Annotated in this window: 19 protein-coding genes and 1 pseudogene; 8 read left to right on the plus strand and 12 right to left on the minus strand. The window is 53.9% G+C overall.

Annotated features, from left to right (window positions below; translation table 11 throughout):
* Positions 1 to 181 precede the first annotated feature (181 nt).
* Positions 182 to 2275, plus strand: coding sequence for a type II restriction endonuclease subunit M (locus tag NDI65_RS20325; RefSeq protein WP_052367976.1), 2094 nt, complete (start codon positions 182 to 184; stop codon positions 2273 to 2275).
* A 39-nt stretch (positions 2276 to 2314) separates the two neighbouring features.
* Here NDI65_RS20325 and NDI65_RS22235 read toward each other — a convergent pair whose 3' ends face one another.
* Complete coding sequence (locus tag NDI65_RS22235) at positions 2315 to 2983, minus strand: tyrosine-type recombinase/integrase (protein WP_082256404.1); 669 nt, start codon at positions 2981 to 2983, stop codon at positions 2315 to 2317.
* A 135-nt stretch (positions 2984 to 3118) separates the two neighbouring features.
* Between NDI65_RS22235 and NDI65_RS20330 the strand changes: the two genes are divergently transcribed.
* The 4 genes from NDI65_RS20330 to NDI65_RS20345 all read left to right on the plus strand — a co-directional run bounded on the left by NDI65_RS20330 (position 3119) and on the right by NDI65_RS20345 (position 9438).
* Entirely contained in the window at positions 3119 to 5704 is a 2586-nt protein-coding gene (locus NDI65_RS20330; RefSeq protein ID WP_042664158.1) for a PD-(D/E)XK nuclease family protein, read from the plus strand.
* Positions 5701 to 8550 carry an ATP-dependent DNA helicase gene (locus tag NDI65_RS20335; protein ID WP_310894205.1) on the plus strand — a complete coding sequence of 950 codons (2850 nt, stop codon included), beginning with the start codon at positions 5701 to 5703 and terminating at the stop codon, positions 8548 to 8550. The genes NDI65_RS20330 and NDI65_RS20335 overlap by 4 nt, the downstream gene beginning before the upstream one ends.
* Before the next feature lie 37 nt (positions 8551 to 8587).
* A complete protein-coding gene (locus tag NDI65_RS20340; protein WP_042664155.1) occupies positions 8588 to 9022 on the plus strand; it encodes a TRAM domain-containing protein in 435 nt (144 codons plus the stop codon).
* Between the two features lie 143 nt (positions 9023 to 9165).
* On the plus strand, positions 9166 to 9438 hold the full coding sequence (locus NDI65_RS20345; protein ID WP_310894206.1) for a hypothetical protein: 273 nt from the start codon (positions 9166 to 9168) through the stop codon (positions 9436 to 9438).
* An 84-nt stretch (positions 9439 to 9522) separates the two neighbouring features.
* Here NDI65_RS20345 and NDI65_RS20355 read toward each other — a convergent pair.
* Both NDI65_RS20355 and NDI65_RS20360 read right to left on the minus strand, forming a co-directional pair.
* Positions 9523 to 10216 (minus strand): annotated as a pseudogene (locus NDI65_RS20355) (hypothetical protein).
* A complete protein-coding gene (locus tag NDI65_RS20360) occupies positions 10213 to 10887 on the minus strand; it encodes a helix-turn-helix domain-containing protein (protein WP_042664154.1) in 675 nt (224 codons plus the stop codon). Before NDI65_RS20360 ends, NDI65_RS20355 begins: the two are co-directional and overlap by 4 nt.
* A 416-nt stretch (positions 10888 to 11303) precedes the next feature.
* Here NDI65_RS20360 and NDI65_RS20365 point away from each other — a divergent pair, with 416 nt between their 5' ends.
* Together NDI65_RS20365 and NDI65_RS20370 are read left to right on the plus strand one after the other, a co-directional pair.
* Complete coding sequence (locus NDI65_RS20365; RefSeq protein ID WP_042664299.1) at positions 11304 to 12122, plus strand: ParA family protein; 819 nt, start codon at positions 11304 to 11306, stop codon at positions 12120 to 12122.
* Positions 12119 to 12526: a hypothetical protein gene (locus NDI65_RS20370; RefSeq protein WP_042664151.1), complete on the plus strand. Its 408-nt coding sequence runs from the start codon at positions 12119 to 12121 to the stop codon at positions 12524 to 12526. Before NDI65_RS20365 ends, NDI65_RS20370 begins: the two co-directional genes overlap by 4 nt.
* A 397-nt stretch (positions 12527 to 12923) precedes the next feature.
* On the opposite strand, the gene NDI65_RS20375 is transcribed toward NDI65_RS20370, so the two are convergent.
* The 8 genes from NDI65_RS20375 to NDI65_RS20410 all read right to left on the minus strand — a co-directional run bounded on the left by NDI65_RS20375 (position 12924) and on the right by NDI65_RS20410 (position 22487).
* Positions 12924 to 14123, minus strand: a complete 1200-nt coding sequence (locus tag NDI65_RS20375) for a site-specific integrase (protein ID WP_310894208.1) — start codon at positions 14121 to 14123, stop codon at positions 12924 to 12926.
* 551 nt (positions 14124 to 14674) lie between these two features.
* Entirely contained in the window at positions 14675 to 16390 is a 1716-nt protein-coding gene (locus NDI65_RS20380) for an ATP-binding protein (protein WP_310894209.1), read from the minus strand.
* Positions 16383 to 18263 (minus strand): hypothetical protein, encoded by a 1881-nt coding sequence (locus NDI65_RS20385; RefSeq protein WP_310894210.1) that lies wholly within the window; start codon positions 18261 to 18263, stop codon positions 16383 to 16385. The genes NDI65_RS20380 and NDI65_RS20385 overlap by 8 nt, the downstream gene beginning before the upstream one ends.
* On the minus strand, positions 18253 to 19440 hold the full coding sequence (locus NDI65_RS20390) for a hypothetical protein (RefSeq protein WP_310894211.1): 1188 nt from the start codon (positions 19438 to 19440) through the stop codon (positions 18253 to 18255). The genes NDI65_RS20385 and NDI65_RS20390 overlap by 11 nt, the downstream gene beginning before the upstream one ends.
* A 100-nt stretch (positions 19441 to 19540) precedes the next feature.
* A complete protein-coding gene (locus NDI65_RS20395) occupies positions 19541 to 20647 on the minus strand; it encodes a hypothetical protein (protein ID WP_310894212.1) in 1107 nt (368 codons plus the stop codon).
* Positions 20648 to 20649: 2 nt separating this feature from the next.
* Complete coding sequence (locus NDI65_RS20400) at positions 20650 to 21279, minus strand: hypothetical protein (protein ID WP_310894213.1); 630 nt, start codon at positions 21277 to 21279, stop codon at positions 20650 to 20652.
* A gap of 103 nt (positions 21280 to 21382) precedes the next feature.
* Complete coding sequence (locus NDI65_RS20405) at positions 21383 to 21946, minus strand: hypothetical protein (RefSeq protein WP_310894214.1); 564 nt, start codon at positions 21944 to 21946, stop codon at positions 21383 to 21385.
* 253 nt (positions 21947 to 22199) lie between these two features.
* Entirely contained in the window at positions 22200 to 22487 is a 288-nt protein-coding gene (locus NDI65_RS20410; RefSeq protein ID WP_310894215.1) for an AbrB/MazE/SpoVT family DNA-binding domain-containing protein, read from the minus strand.
* Between the two features lie 373 nt (positions 22488 to 22860).
* Between NDI65_RS20410 and NDI65_RS20415 the strand changes: the two genes are divergently transcribed.
* Positions 22861 to 23271, plus strand: coding sequence for a hypothetical protein (locus tag NDI65_RS20415; protein WP_310894216.1), 411 nt, complete (start codon positions 22861 to 22863; stop codon positions 23269 to 23271).
* Between the two features lie 260 nt (positions 23272 to 23531).
* Here NDI65_RS20415 and NDI65_RS20420 read toward each other — a convergent pair whose 3' ends face one another.
* Complete coding sequence (locus tag NDI65_RS20420) at positions 23532 to 24458, minus strand: transcription initiation factor IIB family protein (protein ID WP_310894217.1); 927 nt, start codon at positions 24456 to 24458, stop codon at positions 23532 to 23534.
* Positions 24459 to 24727: the final 269 nt, after the last annotated feature.

Consider the following 24727-nt stretch of genomic DNA (forward strand, 5'->3'; position numbering starts at 1 on the left):
CTTTTCCCACAGAACCCATCTCAATTGATTAATCCAGTTTGGCTATCCTATCTGAGGTTCGGTATTGCAGCTGAGCTATATCCCCATAATTGCGTTATGATGACTAACCTATCGTGATTACTGAGGGGTAGACATTGATGAAGGGGCTGTCGAAATCTGCAAACTTCGATTGTGGCTCTCAATGGTCGCGGATCTTGAAGATGAGCCACATGAGGTCGAGCCGCTACCGAACATTGACTTCAATATCCGACAAGGAAATTCCCTTGTCGGGTTCACAAATTTAGTAGAAGTAACTGACGACGGCGATGCATCCCTCACCAATTGGGGCGGCGGTGTCGGAACTGGTGTACAGGAGTTATATGAGGATGTAATCAACGCGATCAGACGCCATCAAAAGGCCACTAGTACCGCTGAGGCGCAAAATGCACGCCAGGTTGCTGAATCGCTAGTTGATTCTCATAGCCAGGAATTGAATGAAAAAGTATTAGACCAATTCCACGCTGCGGGGCTTGACGAAGTTGATGAAGAGAAACTACAGGAATTTAGTCCATTTCACTGGGTATTGGAGTTCGCTCCTGTGTACGAAGACGGTGGATTCGATGTTGTCATCGGAAACCCTCCATGGGATCGTATCAAGCCGCTTCGTGACGACTATTTCTCCAAATACGATGAGACGTTTCGAACACGACTACCCGACGACAAAGATAGAGTCCAAGAAGAGCTTCTAGAAGATGATGATATCGCTGAGGGGTGGCAGGAATATCAGGATGAAATGGAACTTCGCGCAGAATACTTCAAGAACACGCCTGCATATGACCTACAGCGTCCTGTAATTGACGGGCGAGTCAATCCCAGTACGAATGATCTTTCATCTCTATTTTTTGAGCGCGTTTTCAAGCTTGCTGGTGACTCTTCTCGTGTCGCTCAGATTCTCCCTGGTGCAGTTTTTAATGGAGCATCTGGTAAAGACCTGCGAACCCACCTGTTGAATAACACGACTCTGGATGTACTGACAATCTTCGAGAATCACGGGATCTTCAAGCAGGTTGATGATAGATACAAGTTCGGCGTAGTAGTGTTCAGGAATAGTGGTTCGACAGAATATGTTTCTGGGAGATATGAAGCAGGCGATCTTTCAATCTTCGATAACTTCGATGAAAAAGCAATCCGGATTCCACGGGAGGTGCTTGAATCGTACTCTCCAGAAGCAGGTATCTTCCCATATATTGAATCGGAGCAAAAACTCAGTGTTCTCGAATCGATTATAGATAACCCACCCATCGCTCCAAAGGGCGCTCCGACTGGATATATGGAGCCGTATCAGGGACTCCGTCGTACAAGTGATGCAGACCGTTTCGTGGATAAATCAGAAGCCGATTACCCTGTCTACGGTGGTAAGAATATTTACCAATATTCCTATACTCCGGAATTCATAACAGACGTACAGGAACCCGAATTTTGGAGTGTCGAAGAAGATGACGACCCAGAGCGAAGTGCCAAGCAACGAATGCGGGAGAAGACTGTTCGCGATCTCAAATCCGCTATCTATGAAGCATTTGATGGCACGGGGTCTCAGAAAGGATTCGTCAATGGCCTATTGGAGCAACATCGTGGGGAACCACTCACCGAGAATGACGTACTTCTGGATTCCACTGAATATCGAATCGGTATTCGTCGAATTACGAACTCCACTAATGAGCGGACACTCATCGCCTCGGTGTTACCTAAGGGCATCGTTTGTCACAACACATTGCTGACTATCCCTAGCTACCTGATTCAGCCCTACGAGGAGGGACTCTCAGAAAGCCCACTTCATAACTTCTATACCCGGATGTTCTCTGACGAGGAACTGTTCGCTAAGCTCGGGCTTCTCAACTCGATCCCGCTTGATTACTTGCTTAGAACTAAGGTGGACACCGGTATTGTCATGTATAAGTTCAAGGAATCACAGATGCCCGATCTTTCTGAGGATGATAATTGGTTCCACTACATTTCCGAACGGGCTGCTCAGCTGAGTTGCTACGGTGATGAATTCGCCGAAATGCGCGACCGTCTCGGAGGAATTGATCCTGCAACGACTGAAGAAGCAAGGCGTGACATCCAGGCCGAAATTGACGCTGCGGCATTCCACGCTTACGGTCTTGAACATATGGAAGTTCAATTTGTACTTAAGGATTTCCACAGGGTCTCAAACCCCCGAATTATGACTGAAGACTACTTCGACACAGTGCTTGAGAAATACAATATACTTAAAAAAGAAGGACCGAAGCCATAGAAACGCATATTCTGAATACAGCTCACTGACCAACTCGCATTAGTGAATATTGTTGAGCGCTCGTCGAGTCATCGCCCCATCTACGTTGAGATATTGCCGAGCTGTAGCGATGTCCTCCCAACCGAACATAGCTCGGAGTGCTGCCAATTCTAACCCTCTGCTGGCGTGGTAGGAGGCTGCTGTCGCTCGAAGACCGTGTAATGAAGTTGCGTTTCTGGAAAGACGTGGAGCGAGATCAAGGGCGGTATTCAATCTTCGTTGTAATGTTGAGAAGGAGTACGGCCAGCCACCGTGTTCCGTAATCAGGAGATCGATCGCGACTCGGACCCGATACGAAAAATGAAACGGTACTGTTCGAGCAGCTGCGTCTGTTTTTGGAAGCCAATACAGGTCCGCAAAATCTTCGAATCTACTATCTGGATCATGTCGTAGGCGTTGTTCGATTGCCTGCCGACAATATCCACAGAGGCCACCATCTCTCCCTTTGGTGCAAGCGTGGTGCTCGGGAATGCGGATCATTTGTCGCTCGTGATCGATCCACGATGAACTCAGATGTGTCGTCTCACCGGGTCTTAGTCCGAGACGTCCACCGATTAGAATCGCAGCCCGCGATTCGAGTCGTTGAACGGGCTCGTCGATACGTCCTGCTCCTTCTAACAGTAATTCAAACTCGCGTTCACTAAGTGACTTTTCTCGTGTTGGTGCCATCTAGATAGGAAACGACTTTGAAATTGTTTAGAAGGCGAGCAAACGGGATCTTGATACGGAGAATCTGCATATACTTCACCCATTTATGAACTCATCTGACAAAGATTTAACCGAGGTCGCTGACTGTCTCTGTGCGTGCCATTTCCCCGCGCCAAATCGCCACGCCAACTCTACGATGAAGTCAAATCGTACGACCGGGTAATCACCCCGGACGGACCGCTTGCGAGTGCCCTCAACCGCCACCTCGATCGTTCGCATCTCGGTCCGTTCGCGATCCCACCACGCCGACTTGCAGTCGGTCGACGGCAAGAGTCTGAGGACCGTCTCGCCTTCCTCGGCATGCTTGATCACGAGGACTTCTCCTGGAAGCGTTGTGCATACGCGGTTGGGAATATCCTCCAGTGTTGGGAACACCGAGGGTCACACGACGCCATCTTCGAGTACGACGGCTACGTCGACGAAGCCACCGAACGAGCTGTGGAGCGAATCGCGGAACTCGAGACCGCCTCGATGAAGCTCACGAACGAGACCATCGATCCGGATCTCGACGTGGTCGTCGTCGAGCCGGCGATGCTCACCCAACTCGAACGAGCGTATCTACCCGCCGAGTACGACACGGTCGACCTTTTCACTGATACGGAGTTCGAGCTCCCTCCGTTCCGTATACACGACTCGACGACGGAGATCGCAGAGACCGTCGTCGATTCCGTGGATGACGAGAACGCTGATAACGTTGGGATTGTTCTCGACCAGGAAAGCGAGTACTCACCGCTTATCGAGTCCGCACTCGAAGCGGCCGATATCCCGTTTTTCGGCGGGCCGGGTTTCACAGATCGCAGCGAACATCGGTTGTTCCTCCACCTCCTCCGGACCGCCCACCGGGGGACTGATACCCGAATAAACGAGATCCGGTCACTGTTGACGGTCTTCGATTGCGACGTCGACGACGCTGACACAGACAAGCGACTCCATGAGCTTGACGATGGAGATCTCAAGTGGCTGATTGACTTCTGTCACGATATTCAAGAATACACGTTCTTGGACGCCCTCTCAGTGTTTGAACGCCACGCAGACGACACGCTCGACGCCTTCCGCGAGGAACTGGAAACACTCAACATCGCCGACGAATCCATTACAGAAGCGCGCCTCGACGATTTGTCGTTCTATCTCCAGACCTACGAGGTCCCGGTCGACCGAGAGAACGAGGGCGTTCTGCTCGCCGACGCGAAATCGGCGTCGTACGTGGGTCGTGAGGTTGTCTTCTACCTAGGGCTCGACGACCGCTGGACCCACTCGGCACCACGTCGTCCGTGGGTCGACCAGGACGCCCAGTTCACACGGAACCTCAAGAGCTTCCAGCTGCTGTTACAGAGCGGCAGCCAGCAACACTATCTCGTCCAAGACGCGACCGGCGGATCATCCGTTACGCCGTGCCTGTACTTCGAAGAGCTCCTCGAACCGGAGTACGACCGTTTCTCCGATCTGCCTTCGACAAGCCATCAGATCCAAACCGCAGCACGAGATGGTGACGGATTCGAGAACGAATCCGTCGGCGTGACGTCCGACCCAGTCGAGACGATCAGCAAGTCGAGTCTCAACACCTACGTGAACTCACCGCGGGACTACTACTTCAGCCGGATCGTCGACGGTCCGGAGAAGGCGTATCTCACCGAGGGCAACCTGCTCCACGACTTCGCGGAGTTCTACGTCAACCATCCGGACCCGGTTGACGAAGAGACACTCTCGGAGGTCGTCGAACTCATGCTCGACGACGTCCGTCCGCTGGTTCGCTCCGTCGACGAACGGACCCGGCGCACTGAGTATCGTGCGAGCCTCGAAACGATCGTCTCATATCTTGACGCGAACCAGCCGACCGAGGGCGCGTTTCTGACGCCGTCCAGTGGGGGTGACAATGCTGTCGCCGCTCACTTCGGTCGGGATGTCGACTCCCCCGTGACTGAACGCCGGTTTACTGATGAAGAACTGGGCATCAACGGAATGATCGACCTCGTTCAGTCGCAGCGAGACCTGCTCGACTACAAGAGCGGCAGCGAGAGCAGCGCCACCTCGATTGTCAAACACGCCGCGATTGACGAGCCGACAGACGAGCCTGACTTTCAGGCAGCGCTCTATCTCACCTATTGGCGTTCGCAACGTCCGAGTGAGCAACTCTCGTTCACGTTCTTCTACGTCACCGAACTCGTCGACGACATGATCGCCGGCGGCGCCGACGTCGACGACGCGCTGACGACTGTAACATACTACCCTGAATCGCTCACCGAGCACGTGCGACGTGAGGAGTTCTTCGAGTATCTCCGTGAGGAGGGGGCACAGAAGTGCCAGAAGATCCTCTCGAAGATCGACTATCAGACATACGCCGCGCTCTTCGATGCTGCGCCACTCGTCGAGACCACCGACAGCGACGAACTCATCGAATCGGAGTTCGGAGAGACGATGATTGACCGGCTCGAAACCGAGATTGGCGAGTACAAGTACGTGACAACAGGGAGCAAGCAGGTGATGCGAGCAATCGTCGACCGGCAGAAGGGTGCGTTCTTTAAAACCGATCTCGATGCGTTCGAATCGTTTGTCGACGATCGACTGGCGGAACTCAACCGGCGTCGCACTGGCGACGAGGCGTTCCCAATCGAGGGGCTCGCCGGTGAGCCGAACTACCGACGGGTTGACAACCGAGATCTCCTCCTGGAGGGTGAACAATGAGCGGCGTCGACCCGAACCCGGAACAACGCGAGCTCATGGAGGCGATTGACGGCCTCTATCTCGTCGATGCGGGTGCTGGCACCGGGAAGACGTTCACCGTTACACGGCGATACGCCAATATCGTGGCCCAAGATGGCGTCGATCCCGAAGACGTGCTGTTGGTGACCTTTACGAACAACGCGGCTGAGGAGATGCGGGAACGGATTGTGCGTCACAGTGAGTACGGGATGCGGGAGCTCGCGAACGCGCCGATCCAGACGTTCCACTCGCTGTCACACGATCTGCTCGACGAATACGGACACGACGCACCGATGTCCCTCGGGATCGAAGAGACGATCACTGGCTCGACACGGATTATCGAAGACGAAATCATCGAACAGGCGCTGTTTCGTGAGTTTATCGGCCAGTTCATCGATAATCACTCGGAGTATGACGAGTTCTTCACAGCACTGTCGGAGACATCGGAGCTGCTCGATCTGATCAAGGAACTGTCCGCAAAGGGTGTGTTCCCCACTGCGGATGGCTGGTACCGGGACGGTGAGTCACACCTCGACGGGAATTTCGAGGCGTTCGAGACGCTGTTCACCGACCGGAATGAACCACGCAACGGCGGGAGCAAGCAATCGAAGCTTCGAAAGAAGCTCTATCAGTATGGTGAAGACAAGACGTACCTCCCGGAGGCGCCCGCGAAATGGGACATCCGCGGCGATGGCAAGCAAGTCCCAGCGGACCTCGCCGAACGCGTCTTCGAGGAGGACCGAACGGCACTCAAGCGGTTCGTCCACGACGTATATCACGCCTATCTCGAGTTCGCGCTTCGGCGGAACTACCTGAACTTCGGGTTCCTCCAACTGTTCGCGTTCGTCCTCCTGTGTGAAGATCACGACCTCCGAGAGCAGCTGGGGTACGAGTACGTGATGGTCGACGAGTTCCAGGACTCCAGTGAAATTCAGTTCAAACTCACGCTGCTGCTCGCCGGCACGAACAACATCTGCGTGGTCGGCGACTGGAAACAGAGCATCTACAGTTTCCAGTACGCGGACGTCGACAACATCCGCGAGTTCGACGATCGGCTCGAACGGTTTGCCGCGGTGCTGAATCGGGACGCAGATCGAGTCACGTTCCCGACGACGCCGGTCGACGACAAGCAACTGACGCGGAATTACCGCTCGACGCAGTCCATCTTGGACTTCTCTACCCACGCGCTGACTGCCCGTGCGACAAAGAACGAATCGCTGGATGCGGAGGCTATCTCCGAGCAGGTAACACCACTGACCGCCGATACAGACCGAGACGATAGTTACATCGAGGCGCTCACGAGTGAGGACGAACACGAGGCCATTCTCGAAAAGATCGACGCGATCGTCGACAACGACGCCTACGCCGTCGAAGGCGACGACGGCACATATCGCGCTCCAGAGTACGGCGACATCGCCGTGTTGACGCGAACCCGTGATTTCGGGCGGGATCTGCTCGATACGGCGAGTGAATTCGGTCTCCCGATGGCTTACGAGGGTGGGATCGAGGTCTTTCGGACCGACGCCGCGAAGCTGGTGTTAGCGTGGTTGCGTATCCTCGAACGCGATGCCGAACGCGGGTGGGCGCTAGTCCTTGAAGAGGCTGGCTACACGATCGACGAGGCGAAGGCGATCATCGAGCGTGAGGCGTACCCCGAAGCCATGGTCGCCTTCCGAGAGGATCTCCGAGAGCTGGAGACGTTCGGCGGGGTCGCCCGGCGCGTGTTCGAACAGTACGGCCGTTCCGGCCCCACCGCAGACGTCGTTCTCGACACTATCCAGTCGGTTCACGGGACGACGACGTTCACCCGTAGCGAGCTGATCCGATTCATCGAGGAGGCGATTGCTGATGGGAGCACACACGATGTCGACACCGGGGCTGGGACGAATGCGGTGACTGTCCAGACGATCCACGCAACGAAGGGGCTCGAATACCCGATCGTTATTCTCGCGAATATGAACGCCAACAAGTTCCCGTCTTCCGGCGGGAGCGGGAGCGATATCGCGTACACCGACCCGATTGGCCTCCGACAGCGGAAGGTGTACTCAGAGGAGGCACACGATGTCCCATATGTCTACGACAACTGGAAGGCAGACGTTCTCAATCGTTGCCTCCCCCAGAACTACGATGAGGAACGTCGGCTCCTCTATGTGGCTGTCACGCGCGCCGAGAGCCACCTCGTCTTGACCGGTGGCGCTGACCCGAATTCATTCCTCGATGCACTCCCCGTTGCTGTCGACGATGTCGATCCCGATCTGTCTGCGTTCAATCCGGACGACGGCGAGCATTCACCATATTCGGTCGACATTCCCGAGCCTGATGGCCCGGCGAGCTACTCACCGCACACCTTCATCGATGACGCCGTCTTCGAAGGGAATACTGGCGGCCGGGGAATGGAGTTCGGGTCAGACGTCCACGAGTTTGCGGAACGGTATGTTCTCGGTGAGGCAGTCGAAACCGGCGATAACCCTGACAAGGAGCACGTGAAGGCGTTACTCGACTCACTCGATGGTGAGACGAGAGCTGAGATCGATGCGTTCCTCCCACTTACTGTCGACGGCGAGAAGGTAACGATAGGCGGTATCATCGACTTGCTCCACGTGACAGCTGACCGTGTCGAAATCATCGACTACAAAACCGATCTCACAACGCACGCAGAAGATGAATACCGGAAACAGCTCAGTATCTACTACCATGTCGTCGCCGACCAATATCCCGATCGGTCGGTCACTGCATCTATTTTCTACACCGATGATGGCACTCGGCACAATATCACCCCTCTCAATAAGGCGGCTCTTCGAGAGCTAGTGCTAACACATAGTGTTTAAATTACTTGTCTCGTAGGTACTGAGCACTAAACACTCAATGGTCGAAATTCACAATTCCCTTCGCTCTCTGTTCAGTGCTCCAATTAAAGAGCAGGATGGGACGTACATAGTGGAAGTTCCCTCGAGTGAAATCGAGTATGAAGCGTTGTCAGCTGACGAAACGTATCGCGTAGCGATTCTGGAATCTCCAGTCTCGACGGAATCGTCAGTACAACAGGAGTCACAGAGAGCCCCTTCTCGTGAGACTGCGAGCCATTCTCTCTCCGGATCCCCTGTTGAGGAAGGCGAAGTACGTGATGTGACCATCGAGACGGTCGGCGATCAGGGCGATGGAATCGCAAAAGTCGAACGTGGTTACGTCGTGATCGTTCCCGGCGCTCAACCCGGCGACAAGCCAACCGTCGAAATCGAACAAGTTCAGGAGAATGTCGCGTTCGCGAGTATCGTTGATAGCGATCCGCGGACGGTCTAACTGTTCTCTCTGAGCCGGCCTTCTTCTCGGTAAATCATCGGTGTGAGAAGGCTCCGTTCGAGTAAGTCTATTGAGGTGGTTCTGGAAGTACGACTTCTCCACCGTTCGTGATGACACAATCTACCAAGCTCGTAATTCAATCTATGACAAAGGAACCGATTGAGGTACTCGACGACTTGGCCAACCAGGTCGCCGATGAGTTCGAGGCGTATAGACAGCCGGACGAATTCAAGGATGTCTCGCTCGTGATTGAGAACAGCGACGAGGAGCGTCCGACGCTAATCGTCCACGTCGATAGGGAGGATGCGGAGGCTCTTGCCGACCGCATTGATGAGCTCCTCCGCGAGCACGGTGCTCGTACTGAACGAGAACGACACTCAGCTACGGATGTCCGTGTGTTAGCGACGGTCGACTGACAACCACCCCTCCAATTTTTTGACTGACTGCAAGCACCGCTGAAGGGCCTTATCTTCACTTCTGGTCAAGGGAGTCCGACCGATTCAGCTCAGGTGGTCAATCTGTGCAGACAGATACTCTTGGAGAGCGGTGACCGTTTCTTCTGAGACAGCTGAGGCCCCGAAGTCACTCCGAAATCCGTGCTTGAGTTCGTCGCTCTCCAAGATATCCAGTCCACGCTCAAGTTGCTCCCGTAGGGCATTGTCGTCCCCTCGCCGCAGATGGGGCGTGACAGCGTTGAGGTCGATCTCTTCTGCCACTGCCAGGACGTCCCGAAGGTCTGTTTCACGGCCGCTGTGGAGTTTTGCCGCGACGAGGACTGCCCCATCGATAACTCTGGCCGTCGTCGTCACCGTCCCCCCGCTCACCTCCTGCTGGTGGCTGTGGTCGTATAGGTAGGAACGACCACTGTGCCTCTGTTTGGCGACACCCGAGTCCGTTCACTAGGAGATCGAAGCCGATCGGCTGTTGCGGCGTGAGCCGCTTTTCGTACTCGATCACTTCGGTGTCGTAGAACCATTCCTTGGCGTGGCTGTCTGTTTCCTCGAAGCCCTGCTGTTCCAGGAATTCGACGAATTCACCCTTGGAATCAGGTGCGACGACGATGTCGAGGTCCGTGGAGAAGCGTGCGTTGAACGCGGAGACAGCGTAGCCGCCGACAAGGACGTACTCGTGCCCCGATTGCGTGAGCTCCTCGAGCAGTTCGATGAGTGCGTCACTCCGGTTGTTGAAGCTCATGTCTGTGCCCGTTCCGTCTCACGATACGCGACGCCGAGATCAAGGTCTTCGTACATCCGGTCGAGCATCGCTAGCCCCGACTGGAACTGGGCGTAGTTCTCGCGCATATACTCGATCGTCTCAGCTCTCGGGATCACTGGGTACCCTTCGACGTGATTGACGTCGAGTGACGAGCGTGGCTCAAGGACGATCTGTAGCGGCCCGTCCAGCTTGTCTCGGGGCTGTCGTTCGAATGCGGTGGGGAGGTCGAAGGACTCGAAAAACGTTTCCCAAGCATCGACGTCTTGCTCGTGGACGGCCAGGAACAGCGGATAGTCATCGGGGTCACGACCGACTTGATAGCCACCCTGGGTCCATACGTAGACGGCGTCGATCCGCGTAAACGCGTACGGTCGGTCACCGAACTGTGGGATGACGTATGCCTCCTCAATCGAAGGCGGACTGACGCCGGCGCTAGCAGTCACGAGCTCGCGTGCGGCGTCTCTCACGCGCTCGTCGACGACGGAGAGGCCATCATCATAACTGATGTAGCCTGCGTCTTCGAGACGGTTCACGGCCTGTCTCACCGTCTCGTACGGCGTGTGGAGGTGTTGGGCGACACGGCGGATAGAGTCACCACTCTCGATAGCGAGGATGACCTGCGCCGCCGTGTCATCGAGTACCTCGTACATCTGGTGGTTACCAATAATCCGGTAAAAGTCTTACTTGATTGGCCAAGAAGCCACGATCTCTCCACTCGTCTCAAAGGTAGCTCTGATTCCTGTCGAAACGATTTGGAACGAGTAAAACGAACGAAACGAGCAAAACGAACAGAATGAGGGGAACGAACGTGTTGAACGCATTCTGCGGAACGAACTGGCTGAGGATGGGCTGGCTTCCCGGTACTCGATCGGTAGGATGAAAGGAACGAACGAAACGAATGAAATGAACGAGTTGATAGAAATGAGTGTGTTTGCTTCAACGAGCGCAACGAACAATTGGTTTTAACACCGTAGTAATCCTCTCACCGAATGAAACACCCTCACTGAACGCACCGAACGAAACGAGCAAAACGAACGAAATGAATACAACGGGAGAAACGAAGAAAATGACCGACACCAATACCGCACGAATCACGGTGGCGAATCAGAAGGGCGGCGCGGGGAAGACAACCGACGTCATTCATACTGGCGGCGCACTCGCCGCACGAGGCTATGACGTCCTCTTGGTCGATATCGACTACCACGGAGGGCTCACCTGCTCGCTCGGATACAACGACCTGTACTACGACACCGACCGTACGACGCTGTTCGACGTCCTCGACTTCGATCAGATGGAGTCGGTGAACGACATCATCGTCGAGCACGAGGAATTCGACATCCTTCCCGCCAGCGAGAAGCTCGCGAACAACAAGAACATCCAGACGCTGCTTGAGGCGCCGAAGAGTCGCGAGCGGTTGGAGATGACTCTCGACGAACTCGAGAGGGACTACGACTACATCATCGTCGACACGCCGCCATCCCTGAACGTCCTCACTGACAACGCCCTCGTCGCGACCGGCAATGTCGTCATCCCCGTTATTCCCGAGAAGCTCAACGCCAACAGCCTCCAGATTTTCGCGAAACAGCTAAGCTCTCTCGAACAGGCGTACGGAGACATCAATCGGCTCGCGATTGTCTGTAACCGTGTCGAGCGGAACGCCGAGCACCGCGACACCATCGAGGAGATCAAGTCGGCGTACTCCCTCCCAGTGTTCGAGATTCCGAAGCGGACCGATCTCTCCCAGTCGATTGGCGAGGGGGTGTCCGTCTTTGGCTTCGGTAAGGAGAACCAGCGTGTCGAGGATGCACGCGACTTGTTCAACGAGATTTCCGACCTGTTCGACGAGACGTTTGAGAAGACTGCCCCAGAGGAGGTGGAAGCATGACCGACGGCTGGGGCGATGCTTCCGGCATCGAGGGCAACTACGAAGAGGTGGACGACGAGACTGATTCCAGCGAAACGAGTGAGGTGAGTGAAACGCTAGAATCCAGTTCATCGACCGAAACGACCGAACCGGCTTCAACGAGTGAAACGAACGAAACGAGCAAAACGAAGACGAACATTAAGGACGAGTGGAACGGGCGGACGATCTACATTCCCGATGGTGTCCTCGACGAGATGGAGGACACGTACCTCGAGTTCCAGCTGAAGCTCCGCAAGGCGGGGCAGGACGAGTTCAAGAAGAATCGCCACTTCTACCCGCTACTCGTCCAGTTCGGTGTTGAGGCGCTCTCTGAGGCGGATGCCGAGGAAATCCAGGCTCGGCTTTCGAAACTCGGCAACGAATGACCTCGCGGAGAACACAACCTCGGAGGGTGGATTTGATGCGTGCCTTCTGTTCAAGTACAACAACAGTGACATTGGAGCACTCTGTTGATTCAGGTTTTATGTCACTCAGATACTTTTCCAAGCTTTCTCAGCGTGGTTTATTCGAAAAACGAGAGGGAGAGAGCTTAATCAAACTCAAACAGTGTGAAAATAAAACACGCAACAAAACCATCCTCGAAACTGTGGACTCGATTTCTTGGAGAATAGACCTCGCAATATATGGTTTATTCGTGTAGTGCATTCTATAGCCTGTTACAGCGTGGGTTTGGCAGACTCTTTCCGTCAGCCGAACCCATAGATCACGACCTCCAGACGGTATCAACATCAAATTTAATCGTTCTTACGAAGGGAGGAGGGCTTAGGCTTCAAATGCCGCTTCCAACTTCTCATACATCCTCCTTCGCCGGGCCTTCCGCTCTTGCTCCCTAGACAAGTAGTTCCGAAGCACGACCTCCGTCGACGAACTCCCCTGGTCTTCAGCAACCCCCTCCAATCCCTCTAGAACCTCCCCAACAGCCTCTTGATACGCCGAGTACCAGAACCGACGTCCCATCTTCGGCGTGGGTGTATCCCCATCAACAACCACGCCAGCACTGTCAGCAAGCTGTTTGAATCGACGACGTATCGTACTCACCGACGCGTGCCCCGTTGACGACGCCCGAGAGGGGAACAGATACCCGTTCCACGTCTCCTGGTCGGTGAGCGCATCAATCCGGTCAGTTACAATGTCCACACCGTACAGCAGCGTCACCTCACCAGGACCGTTCTTCCGCTCTCCATCACCGAACGACAGATGGGGGTCCTCAGCATCCAAGACTACCTGATCGACGTGCAGTGCAGCAACCTCGGAAGGCCGTAATCCCCACCCAGCGAGTGCAACCACGACTAACTCCGCTTCGGGCGAGTCGACCTCACCGTAGATTCGACGCACCTGCGAAGCCGACAACGCCTGTGGGTCCGGCTCGCTTGCTTCCCACCCGAACTCCTCACCAGCCTCAGAGAGTGGGTTGTACTTCGCGTACTTCCGGCGTTTCACGAACGCGTACCACGCTCTGGCGACGTGCAGATACTCGAGCTTCGAGCTATCTGTCGACAGTTCCTCGTCGAACACGTCGAGGACGGCGAGACAGCGTTCGATTTCTCGCGGCTGGTGATCTAACTCAGACAGCGGTTCGAGCAACGCATCTGTCCCGTGCAACTCCCGGTATGTCCGAACCCACTTCGACAACCGAGTTCGGTGGGTCTCGACGGTACTCTGTGCTCGTCCACCACGGGTCTCTATCGACGTGAGATACGCGTCGAGCGCGTTCACGGTGCTGTCGTGGTCGACGTTCCACTCCCACTCCTCTGACTCCTCGTCTTCGAGGCCGACGACATCGACGAAGAACTGTGTGGGCGTCAGGTCGTGGTGCTCGCGTAGCGCGTACGCGATACCACTGTATCCGTGTTCGGTGAGCCAGTCGTAGGTCGGGACATCTCGGTCTTCGTCGAATCCATCGCGATATCGTTTCGGTGCGATGTCTTGCCAGTAGACGTCGACGAGTTCGTCGAGGCTCATCTGAGACCATTTGTAGCGCTTTTCTCTCGGTCCGTCGTCTGAAGCCGTATCTTCGGCGTCCAAACCCTGGGAGTCAGACTGCTGATTCACGCCTGCTCACCGGGGAGTAACCCGCTTGCCGTGTGTTGGGGTGATTTTGAGTCGTAGATATTCATTGATCTACGACAATCTTCAGTCTAGTTAATACTTTGGCTGATGCAGGAGTGGTATTTACACAACGCCGATTAGTAAAATTGAGCAGTAGATTGCCGATAGTGTGGTATACTGCATTTCGCTATACAAAATTCTTGTAAGGGCCGACCCCACAACCTCGGAGGATGGAAGTGTTGCGTGCCTTCTGTTCAAGCATTATAATGATGAAATAGGAGCAGTCTATCGATTCTGATTCTATGTCACTCAGAAACTCTTTCCAAGCTTTCTCACCGCTATAGATTCGAAACCGCAAGATGTGAGCCTAATCAAATTCAAACAGTGTGAAAATAAGACACGCAACAGAAGTCAAAACTCCGAAACTGTGGAACGCTGGATGTTTATTAATAGTACTTGATGGCTCAACGATGCTCGTCGAGGTCGTAAATATCGGTCGAGTATACTTGCGGAAAGATTTCATGTACCCGCTCGTCTGCATCTTCGACGATTAGTAGGTTCTCGTCTTCCCACGATGCAAGTTGTTCATTCAGCGCGACGAGTGACCGTTCCGCGCTTGTAACGTCCTGCATAGCAGCATGTATGAGTCGGTCAGTGTATCGGAGAACAACGCAAACGGCACTCTTGTCCGGAACTGCGAGACGTGAAGCGATGTACGCTTCCGAGTCGACACCACCCTCACCGACTAATGTCCTCGCATCGATTGAGCGGAAGACTATGTTGTCTACTTCGAGGTTACTCTCCGATGAGAGCCACTTAGCATACTCCTTTAGAATTTCATGAGGAGCGTTCGAGTTGCTCTCCGAGTACGCGACGAGACTGTCGTTAATTCCTTGCAACACGTCCGTCTCGATGGAGCGTGTTTCGGGCCCCTGGAGTTCTTCCTCAGCGTAATTCGCCGTGTATGGTCCAGCCTCGTAACTCCTCTTTAGTGCGTCCAGAGTCAAAGTCGAGATCGACTCATTGCTGCGACGAGCACCCCGAAGAGCTTCACCGACGAGGTCTTCTATTTCAGCACCGGTGAGCCCTCCCAACGTGTTCTGTACAAATGGGGCGACTTGTTCAACTGCCCCATCTTCTACGAACTCACTCAGACGATCTGATAAGGAAACGCTACTCTTCGCGTTGATTTTTTCTAAGTAGAAATGAAGAATCGAGGTAGCTGCGCGTTCTCCGGGGGCTTCGAATTTGACCGGACGATTCCCAAAGCGACCGGGACGAAGTAACGCCGCATCGAGAGCGTCTGGCCGGTTTGTTGATGCGATTACCTTGAGGGAATGGTCTTCACCCACCTTCGCATCGATACCGTCCATGAGAACGAGGAGTTGGGCGACGATGTGGGTCGCGTAGTCCTGTGACGAATCGTTTCTCGACCCACCAATAGCATCAAGCTCGTCGATATACAGTACGGAAGAATCGTTTCGTCGTGCCTCCTCGAACTTTTCTCTGAGGATACGCTCTGACTCTCCTACCCACTTGTTCAGGATTTCAGGTCCTGAGAGAACCGTCGGTAGTCCACCAAATACCGACATACAGACGTCGATAACGAGTTCGGTCTTCCCTGTCCCAGGGGGCCCTTCCAGAAGGAGTCCACGGCGCTGCAAGATCTCTAGTTCTTCATCGCCTTCGGACAGGAACTCTCGGACTTGACGACGCTCGTCTTCCAATCCAACAACACGATAGCGTTCAGGTGGCTTTTTGAACGCATCATGAAGATCAGTTATTTCAGCAGTACCTCGTTCATCGGTGTCTGACCCATCACCTAGCTCGAAGGAAACCGTCGTACGGTCCGTGAGACCAAGATCGAGGCCGTGTGCTCCATCACCTACGACTTCGACTTGTATTTTTGAATCGTAGTCATGACTCTCTCCGTCAATCGATTTAGTTTCGAATGTTACCTGATGTAGCTCTGTAGTATCTGAAGATCCATCACTTGCCCCATGAGTTACCCATCGGTACCTCTTCTCGGACGAACTAAGTGAGAGTATCCACTCATATTTGTTCAGACGAGCAATTCTGTTCTCAGAATCATCGTAGAGTGCGGCTCTAACTTCGAGTGACTGACCTGCGTCCTCAACAAGTCCGTCGAGCCAGACAGCTAGTGGTTCCGGTTCAGTCATGATTTGCTTTGTGAGTGAATTCTGCCAAGTTTGTCCCAACAAGCCTTAGCGTAACGTCGGTGCCGTAGCCTTTCGCTCGACCACGACTCCCCGGAACGCAGAGGTGCGCTTCTATTCCTTCCACTTGCTGGCTCCACGTCGAGACGAGTTGCTCAACGAGGTGCGCTCGAGTCGGTCCTGTGAACAAGACGGCAGGTGGGATAACGAGAAAAACGTGACTCACGTGTGCATCTTGACCTTCGTACTTTTCGAGCGTCGCTCTAATCTTCCTGAAGTTCGTTCCTGCTTGTCCGCGTCCAGACTCGTACTCAACGGCAATGGTGTCGCTTCTGGTGAACGAAGGGATGTTCCCTTCACCGCCTAACAGAACAGATTCGAAACCGTCCACCAAGGAAGCGTCACCCTCCATCCGGACCATGATGTCGGGTTTGATCCCACCTTCGTCTCCCCCAACTTGACGCTCCGTCTGCAATTTCCTCGACCTAGACTCTAGAACAGCCTCGGTGAAGAAATCGTCATACGAACGGCCTGTTCCGGCTTCAAGATACCATCGGTGGGCGACCGTTTCGGCAATTTTCGACTTGACGAGGTAGTGTTCATCACTCTCTCTGTCGCTGTCTCCACCCGATTCTATCCCAAGAGCTGTTGAACGCCAGTCCTCGCGCTCGGTGAGCGCTTTGTACCGAGACTCTACGCCCGCTACGGTCTGAGCGTCAGTAGCTTCAACACCAAAGTACTGGGAAGCAGAGTCACTCCAATCGCGGCCACTCCGCGGCTTGGCTGCACGGATGTTAGCACCGTCGGCCTCAGCTTGTACTGCGAGGTGATCACGGAGGTTCGTGACGAAGTCAACGCCTCGTTCTTTGTCATTCCACCCGTCCGGAACCGATACAATAAGATACCCGAGGTTGCCCGCGTACAGCGTCTCTGTCCACTCAACGAGTTTCTGAACGATATTGGTTTGTTGGAGGTGAATCTTCGGAACGTTACCTGAGGACTGCTTACTGAACTTACTATCAGCTAAATTGAGAGTGACAATTTTTCCTTTCAGATGTGTTGTCCTGAGCTCACCGGCATGTGTCGAAGCGAGTTCAGCCGTCGGCTCGCCACCTCGTAGGAACGTATAGTTATCTCTGAGTGCCCGCTGCAGGAGTGCGAGAGACTGTCCGTCAGCGCTTTGTTCGTGAACAATAACCTGCGGTCGACGCGAGGTGTACGGATTCCCACCAGCCCACTCGAAGAATAGGTCTTCCAGTTCTTCGACCTCACCTCGATGGCTTTCAGTGGCTCCCTGCTCGTCTATTGTTTCCCCGACTTGTTCGTCGTCATCTACCGCCTCTGTACGCTTGACACCTGGAGCTACGATGTCCCCTACTGAACTCGCGTTGCTTGACAAGAGTCCCGATTTAGAAACTTCGGTAGTTGCACCGGCACTAGCCTCATTGGATGGCTCTAGCGTTTTGACCACACTCTGAGAAGCTCTTTCTATATTCATCTGTGAAACTACCTGCTGCCGTAGTGCAGAGGATTCAACCGAGCGACTCGGCTGAATTAGTTTACTGCTCTGTTTCTTACTTTTTTCCAGTGTGGGTTCAAGTAGTGAAGTGGTAAACGTAATATCCTTCTTTTCTTTTGGGAGAATAGCCCTGCTGACTCCTGTACGCCCAACTGGAACTGATTCGATGGTCGGAGTACTAGTTACGACTTTAATATCTGACTGGTTTGTTGTCTCTTCTGACCCGACTGCTCCGCTAGTCTCGTTTGTATCTCCGTGAGTAGAACCTACCGGCTGTTTCTCAGTTTTGACCGGTTCGTTTGACTCGTCTACAGGTGCGTAGTTAGATTCCGGTTCAGGGTCCAGTTCACGCGTCATCTGATTCCTCGCCCCCATTCAACAGTTTGTAGATGGCGTATTCTCTATCGCTGTCGTTAGCATCCGTGCTGCCGTAGCTACTGCGAACACTGATCGTCTTGAAGGACAAATATCTGTTATTACCCATCACAGACAGTGGGGACGTCAAAAACAGGTCTACGAACTTTGGAAGCTCCTTCTTGCCGATTGAATTGTTCTCTTTTGCGTGATAAATAATATCTTGATCTTTATCTGTGATTTCTAATTGACTAGAATCCATCTGAGATATTTGCTGACCAAACTGAGAATAGATCGACTCTTCTAACCCACCCAGCACCGGGTAATCTTTCTTCCCAACGCTAATGTCAAATGCATCTTCCAGTGCGACGATTTCACTAAAATGATTCCTGATATCACGGTCAGCAGTCCTATCGTAGCTAGCGGCTTGTAGTACGTCCATCAAAACGTCATTGACATCGGGTGCCGATCTGAATGTCCTATCGAGATATTTCTGATCGATACCTCCATTGACCATCATCAGAGCAGTCATAGTTTCGTGACGGGGCGGTGCTATATCCACTAACGTTTGGATGAATCTCTCGAACGATTCAGTAGTAGAGAGCATCCCTTCAGCCTCGTACTCGAACAAGTCATTCAGATCTGGAAGGCTAGACGATATGTCCGATGCAATTTCGTCAGAGTCACTCTCTAGAGGCTTCTCATTGGAGTCAACTTCGTCCAGATTAAGCCTCTCCGTGAGTTTCTGTTCGAGTTCTGCAAACCCAGATAAGGAACGGTAAACCGAGTGTTCCTCAGTAATCTCAGGTTTATTCAACCATGTTTGGTTCGTACTTCTCTCTTCTAAGTCCTCCAGAGAGTCTTCTGGAATCTGCAGAGAGTTCATACCACTACAGTCGAACTCCCAACGAAACTGTGTGAGCCACCACGGAAGTTCGGTGCCAGACTGGTCGGTATAGCCGATCAACCGTTGCCCGATACTTGTGATGTCTTCAAACCGGACATCATCCTTGTCCCCCCGATTATCGGGAGCTAGTATCTCCCAGAGAGCTGCTTCGGTGGTTTGTTTGAATTCTTCGGGAGATGGTAATTTCCGGAGTTGGTGTACCGCTCCAACGAGACGTTCTTTAGTCAATACCTCTGCTGGGTCTACTTCGATGGTGTCGGTTTTTTCGGTCATAATTAGTTGTTGTGTCGCTGATTGTGTGTTGCTCAAATCTTGGTTAACTCTTTGTCTCTAATTATCAGATCTGGGTGAGGATCCACCATACCAGTGCCACTCACGGGTCATATTCTGCGGTGGTCACATCCATGATAGAGGCGAAAGGAAACACTCGCTCACCGTAAGTTGCAGAAGCCCGTTCCATCTCAATCCCGAACGCTGTCAGCGGTGTCTCGTCTGTTTCTTCCAGTGCTTGAATGACTTCCCCGGGTCGCACCGACGAGTTGCGCTTGACACGCTCGTACTCAGCGAACGCAGTTGGGTCGGTGAGGCCGTGCTCTTGGAGCCGTTGCAATGCGACGTCAGTTGGAAGTACATCCTCACGGACCACGTCGACAGTAACGTGTGCGTCAATATCGTGGGTGTACTCGGCCCGACGGATTGCTTCAGCGAACCGAGCCTCAACGTCGTCACCGTTCCCCTGCAAGCCTAAATACAGGAGTGATAACGCGTCTTGCACGGCTGACCGCGTTTCGTATCCATCCTCACCAACACGTCCGAATACACGGCAGAGCGCTTCGTCTGGGAGCTGCCTTGCGAGTATTTGAAGATCGCACAGTGCTTGCTCAAGCCGTTCTGTGATCGCGTCGAACGATTCGACACACAGCGACGGGTGGGTCAACTGGACGCGTTCTTCCGGAGTGAGGATACTCCGTGGCCGGTCGTCTGGTTCGGGCCGTACAAGCTCAATATTGGTGTCGCTTCCAAACTGTATGCACGGCTCTGGATTTGCGGTGTACACCCCGAAGTACACCGTTTCTTCTGCGCCTTCAACGTCCACGGTGATGTAGTCCCCGTTGCTGACGATTCTCTCTACGACAGGACTTGGGTCTTCGCTGAGCGCTTCCCCGACAACGCGAGCGTCCTCATTGAACGGGGTGAGCGTGACAGACTCACCTAGCGGTGGGTCAACCGAGTCGAGCGTGACGGAATCTCCGTCACTGACGCCGGCGTTCATGCTGGCGATGCTGCTCAGAACAGCAGCGTCTCCCGGGGTCGTTCCTGGAGTCTTCCGAACAACCGTTGATGTGCGTCCCTCAACTCGAAGAGTTTCTGTTCCTGTCACCCCGAGTTCCGCGGCGACGCTGTCCGGGAGTGCAACCGTACTTCCATCAGTATCGTACTTGTCGACCTGGATTTCGACTTCGACGCTGTGTGACGTCATGGTCACTCTTCGTCATCTAGGGCAGCGGGGTCTGTTGGCCGGGCACTCACAGTAGCGATGTGCTGCATGCGCGTCATGAGTTGCTGGGCAACTCGCCGTGTCTCCCAGTGTTCGTTGACGTCGTTCCGCTCTACTTCGACCTCGAGCACTCCCCAGTCGGTAGACTGCAGTATCGCAGCGTACTCTCGATACGGCTTCGACGCTGCAGTTTGGTCGTTCGGCCACTGTTGGGTCTGCGGTTCACGGAAAAAGAACTCACTTCGTCGATACCCGTCAACGACATCATCGCTCAATTCTACGTCGCACCACTCGGTGAAGTACTCAGTTGATGGTTCATTACCGTTGAACGCAGCCCAAAGCAACATCTCATGGTGATTGTCTATCGTTTCCGATGTGACTGTCTTCTCTCGCGTAAGCCGGGCTCCGGTTTGGACACGTCCTTGAAACTGCTTCGGACCACTGGGAAGTGTGTATTTGTCTACGACATAGGCTTCAAAGGCTGTTTCCGCAGCTTGATTTTTTGCAGGATGGATCTTAGTGCCTCTGTCTGGACCAAGGTAGTTGAACTCATCAGGAACAAACTCTTTCGACGGGAGGATATCTGATAGCTCGCACTCTTGTGATGCTCCCACACCGCGCAGTTGTGCGAGTGGGAGGAACGAAGCGATACTTGCGCCGGTCGTGAGGAACGTACGTCGGTTCATATGGTAGTTGTGATGGTGGGTGAGGCGTTGTTCAGCACACGCTGAGGTGATTCGGTTTCATCCCCTCCGGTGGGAACGCGATACTTGGGTACTCCCCGTCAGTTGTGAGTCCGAGTAGTACGCCGCTTTCCTGGTCCTGTAGTCGGATACTGGACAGTGATTGTTTACTGGTCCGTTGGGTGAGTTCGTCGTCGTAGTGGTCGAACACGCGTGTGTGTTCGTCGTAATCTCGATGCTGGCGAACAGTTAGTTGCACTGCGCCAACTGACGTTGTACGCAACTGTGAGATGGGCCACACTTCTGACGCACTTGGATTTCCGTCGACAGTCGCAATGGCTTCGCCTCCTTGTTTCGTCTCCGTGTACCGAGGGCCGATCGTGGGTTCATGATTCACCACATCAACGGGTAAACGCGCTGTGCAAAGCGCGTCATAGAGGGTTTCGATGCAGTACTGCTCATCGATGACGTCACCGACTGGCACGTAGTACTCGATCGTGACGACTTGCGGCGAGAGAAGTGTCTCACTCGATATGTACGCCACTTCGAATTTGAGGACGTGACTTGGATCATCCGACTCGTCCAGTGTTTGAAGCATGCAGTTATCTGCAGGTCGTACGAGAAACGTGTCGCTGACCGACCGGACGATTTCGTGGGTTTCGTACGGTGCCGGAACGAAGTTCAGCAAGTTTGTCATGGCTTATTAGTCACTATCCTGCTCGTTCGCTCGCTCCAGCACACACTCGTACTGATCGGTCGCTGGTTCGAGCGCGGCACTTCCTGAGCAAACCCGCAGGTCCACGCTGTGTAGCTGTCGCTAACCGGGGGATGGTTTTCATTTGTGAGCCCTGCTACTTATCGAGGTCCTCAGCCCGGTCTACGGGCGTAACGGCAACCTGGATGAGATCGCCTTCTTCGATACCGAGCTTCTCGATCTCTGCTTTTGGAATCGTAACGCGACGCTTCGTTTGTACTTTGGCTGTGAACAGCGCATTTCGCTGGAGGAAATTCTTCCCGAGATCACGGAGTTCGTCCTGAACATCCGTCATCGAAGTTGCAACTGCTCGTTTCGCCAATCTCCCTAACAAGTCGTCCGGGAGCTGATTCAATAGCGACTTAGTACTGTCACCCATGTACATTCAGTCGTTCACCCCACCAGAAGATATATTTACGGGACAATTTCAATTGAATCAACCCAATATAAAGGATAACTTGGGACAAAGTGGGCTGAACAGACTATAGGACGGTAATCAACAGTACTGAACTAGTTTGGTACTTTAGGAAGTGGAATCAAAATTGGGGATTAAGCAAGATACTTTAACAATTGGCTTGCAATACGCCATAGAGATTAACTCTTCGCTATATATGACCTCTAAATCAATTCCTTCGAGATATTATAGTGACGCTGGTCGTTATGTATTTCATGGGACCAGCCCCGAAAATATCGAGTCGATATTAGATACAGGGATTCGACCTGACCACGAAACTGGTAGCGACACCAACGCTGGTGCAGTGATACTCAACGAACTCATACCGAACGAGTCGTTCCCATTCGACCGGACTGAAGTCACGTACTGTTACACAAATGCGGACTATGTGATAGAATCACTTCAGCAACAGCAAATCCACGACATCTTCCCAGACGATTCATACGTGGTTGCAGACGTGACACGAATCGACGCACCAATGCATCTCACAGACATGAGAGTTGTGTCTGACCTCATCGACTACTCCTACGGCGGTGAAAGCGTCATGCTGAGGTTTGATACGGTTACAGAAGCGCTCGCCGCGTACCGTGACAGTGTACAGCGTGTTAACTCGCCTGACGACATTGACGCCTACAATCTAAAAACCGAAGATGGACTTCCTGAACTACTCGTAAGCGGAGTCATCCCTACTGACGCGATTGTCGACGTGATCTGAATGAGTGTGCAACGATCTCCGACGTTGAGACAAATAAGCAAAAGTCGCACTTGTCGTTCCCGCGAACTGAGTAATGCTATTGTTTGTGACGGAGTTCAGACCCTCGTTAAGGCGGTCTGAACTAGCACAATTCCGGAGAACCGCTGCTATCCGAACTACACACCCCATCGTTTCCGGAGAAAACTCGGATACTCCGCCAAGGAGTCCAAGCGACTCGGTCTTCGCTCAGATACGCCTGTTTCCACTCTCAGCGTTGACGCTTATCCACCTACTCCACATAACGTCTGGTAATGCGTCCGAATCGTTTTGACTGAGGTATCACTCACAGCTGCCACACGAGCTTGTGTGAGCGGCCAGTCCCGCTCAGCCGCAGCGGTGTACACACACGCCGCGGCGACTGCGTGCGGATTCGCGCCACGATGAGCCCACTCACTACTCGATACCTCAGCTAACGACCGTGCTCGTCGCCGAATCTGGTCCGTCACGTCAAGCACATCTGCCACCCGCGGAACGAACTCGGCAGGAGTAACTGGCTTCGCAGGCAATCCCAGTTCAGTATTGAGTGCGTTGTACGCCGACCGGACCCGCGATTCTGCCACCCGTGCGAGTGGGACAAGTTCAGCGAGCGTCCGCGAAAGTCCTGCACATCGACAGGCCGCATGGACGCTCGCAGCTGCGACTGCTTCAATTGACCGTCCCGGCAGCAGATCCGCCTGCTGGGCGGATCGGAAGCAGCGACAAGCCTGGTCACGCAAACTGTCCGGGAGGTCGAGTACGCCGGCGAGCCGCCGGACTTCATCCAACCCATGTGCGAGCCGTCGTTCACGACTCGATTGGTACCGACTCCGACTGTGCTGGGTTCGGAGCCGGGAGAGCTGCTGCCGTCGCTCGCCTGGGATCGGTGTCCCGTTCGCGTCGACGTGTCGGCCAATTTCGGTCGCGAGGCCGTGGTCGTGCCGCGTCGGCGTTCGCGGCGCGCCCACTCGCCTTCGCTCCTCGCGCTCGAACGACCTCCACTCGGGACCGTGGTCGATGCCGTGGCCGTCGATGATGAGCCCACAGGACTCACACCGTCGCTCACCAGCGTCCGTAATGACCTGGCCGCCACATTCTGGACAGGAGGCGTTTCCACAGGATTTCCCGCACGCTTCGTCGAACTGTCGCTCGTAGACATCTCGTGTCGCCATCTCGAACACCACGGGACGGATCTCGCTGCGCCCCGCACCCGTCAGGGGCTCAAAAAACGCCGTTGCCGTCTCGAACAGTTTTGACCCGGCTGGAGGTCACTAAATGACTGAACCACAATACCAAACATGCTAGCAGACAGACTCAGTACATCACAAAGCCGGTTAGTTGAGACGTCTGCTTGCAGAAGGTGTGTCTAATACCAAGCAAGCAGACAGTGAAATCCACGAGGACCAGCTCCTTAACTTCCTCGTCAACCGACTTGACGAGG

This window comes from Haloferax sp. S2CR25 (assembly GCF_031624535.1).
GTDB classification, from domain to species: domain Archaea; phylum Halobacteriota; class Halobacteria; order Halobacteriales; family Haloferacaceae; genus Haloferax; species Haloferax massiliensis.

What these genes read in the sequence shown, in the direction of transcription:
- NDI65_RS20325 (WP_052367976.1), top strand. Translation starts at nt 182, where the DNA reads ATGGTCGCGGATCTTGAAGATGAGCCACATGAGGTCGAGCCGCTACCG.
- NDI65_RS22235 (WP_082256404.1), bottom strand. Translation starts at nt 2,983, where the DNA reads ATGGCACCAACACGAGAAAAGTCACTTAGTGAACGCGAGTTTGAATTA.
- NDI65_RS20335 (WP_310894205.1), top strand. Translation starts at nt 5,701, where the DNA reads ATGAGCGGCGTCGACCCGAACCCGGAACAACGCGAGCTCATGGAGGCG.
- NDI65_RS20340 (WP_042664155.1), top strand. Translation starts at nt 8,588, where the DNA reads ATGGTCGAAATTCACAATTCCCTTCGCTCTCTGTTCAGTGCTCCAATT.
- NDI65_RS20345 (WP_310894206.1), top strand. Translation starts at nt 9,166, where the DNA reads ATGACAAAGGAACCGATTGAGGTACTCGACGACTTGGCCAACCAGGTC.
- NDI65_RS20360 (WP_042664154.1), bottom strand. Translation starts at nt 10,887, where the DNA reads ATGTACGAGGTACTCGATGACACGGCGGCGCAGGTCATCCTCGCTATC.
- NDI65_RS20365 (WP_042664299.1), top strand. Translation starts at nt 11,304, where the DNA reads ATGACCGACACCAATACCGCACGAATCACGGTGGCGAATCAGAAGGGC.
- NDI65_RS20370 (WP_042664151.1), top strand. Translation starts at nt 12,119, where the DNA reads ATGACCGACGGCTGGGGCGATGCTTCCGGCATCGAGGGCAACTACGAA.
- NDI65_RS20375 (WP_310894208.1), bottom strand. Translation starts at nt 14,123, where the DNA reads ATGAGCCTCGACGAACTCGTCGACGTCTACTGGCAAGACATCGCACCG.
- NDI65_RS20380 (WP_310894209.1), bottom strand. Translation starts at nt 16,390, where the DNA reads ATGACTGAACCGGAACCACTAGCTGTCTGGCTCGACGGACTTGTTGAG.
- NDI65_RS20385 (WP_310894210.1), bottom strand. Translation starts at nt 18,263, where the DNA reads ATGACGCGTGAACTGGACCCTGAACCGGAATCTAACTACGCACCTGTA.
- NDI65_RS20390 (WP_310894211.1), bottom strand. Translation starts at nt 19,440, where the DNA reads ATGACCGAAAAAACCGACACCATCGAAGTAGACCCAGCAGAGGTATTG.
- NDI65_RS20395 (WP_310894212.1), bottom strand. Translation starts at nt 20,647, where the DNA reads ATGACGTCACACAGCGTCGAAGTCGAAATCCAGGTCGACAAGTACGAT.
- NDI65_RS20405 (WP_310894214.1), bottom strand. Translation starts at nt 21,946, where the DNA reads ATGCTTCAAACACTGGACGAGTCGGATGATCCAAGTCACGTCCTCAAA.
- NDI65_RS20410 (WP_310894215.1), bottom strand. Translation starts at nt 22,487, where the DNA reads ATGTACATGGGTGACAGTACTAAGTCGCTATTGAATCAGCTCCCGGAC.
- NDI65_RS20420 (WP_310894217.1), bottom strand. Translation starts at nt 24,458, where the DNA reads ATGGCGACACGAGATGTCTACGAGCGACAGTTCGACGAAGCGTGCGGG.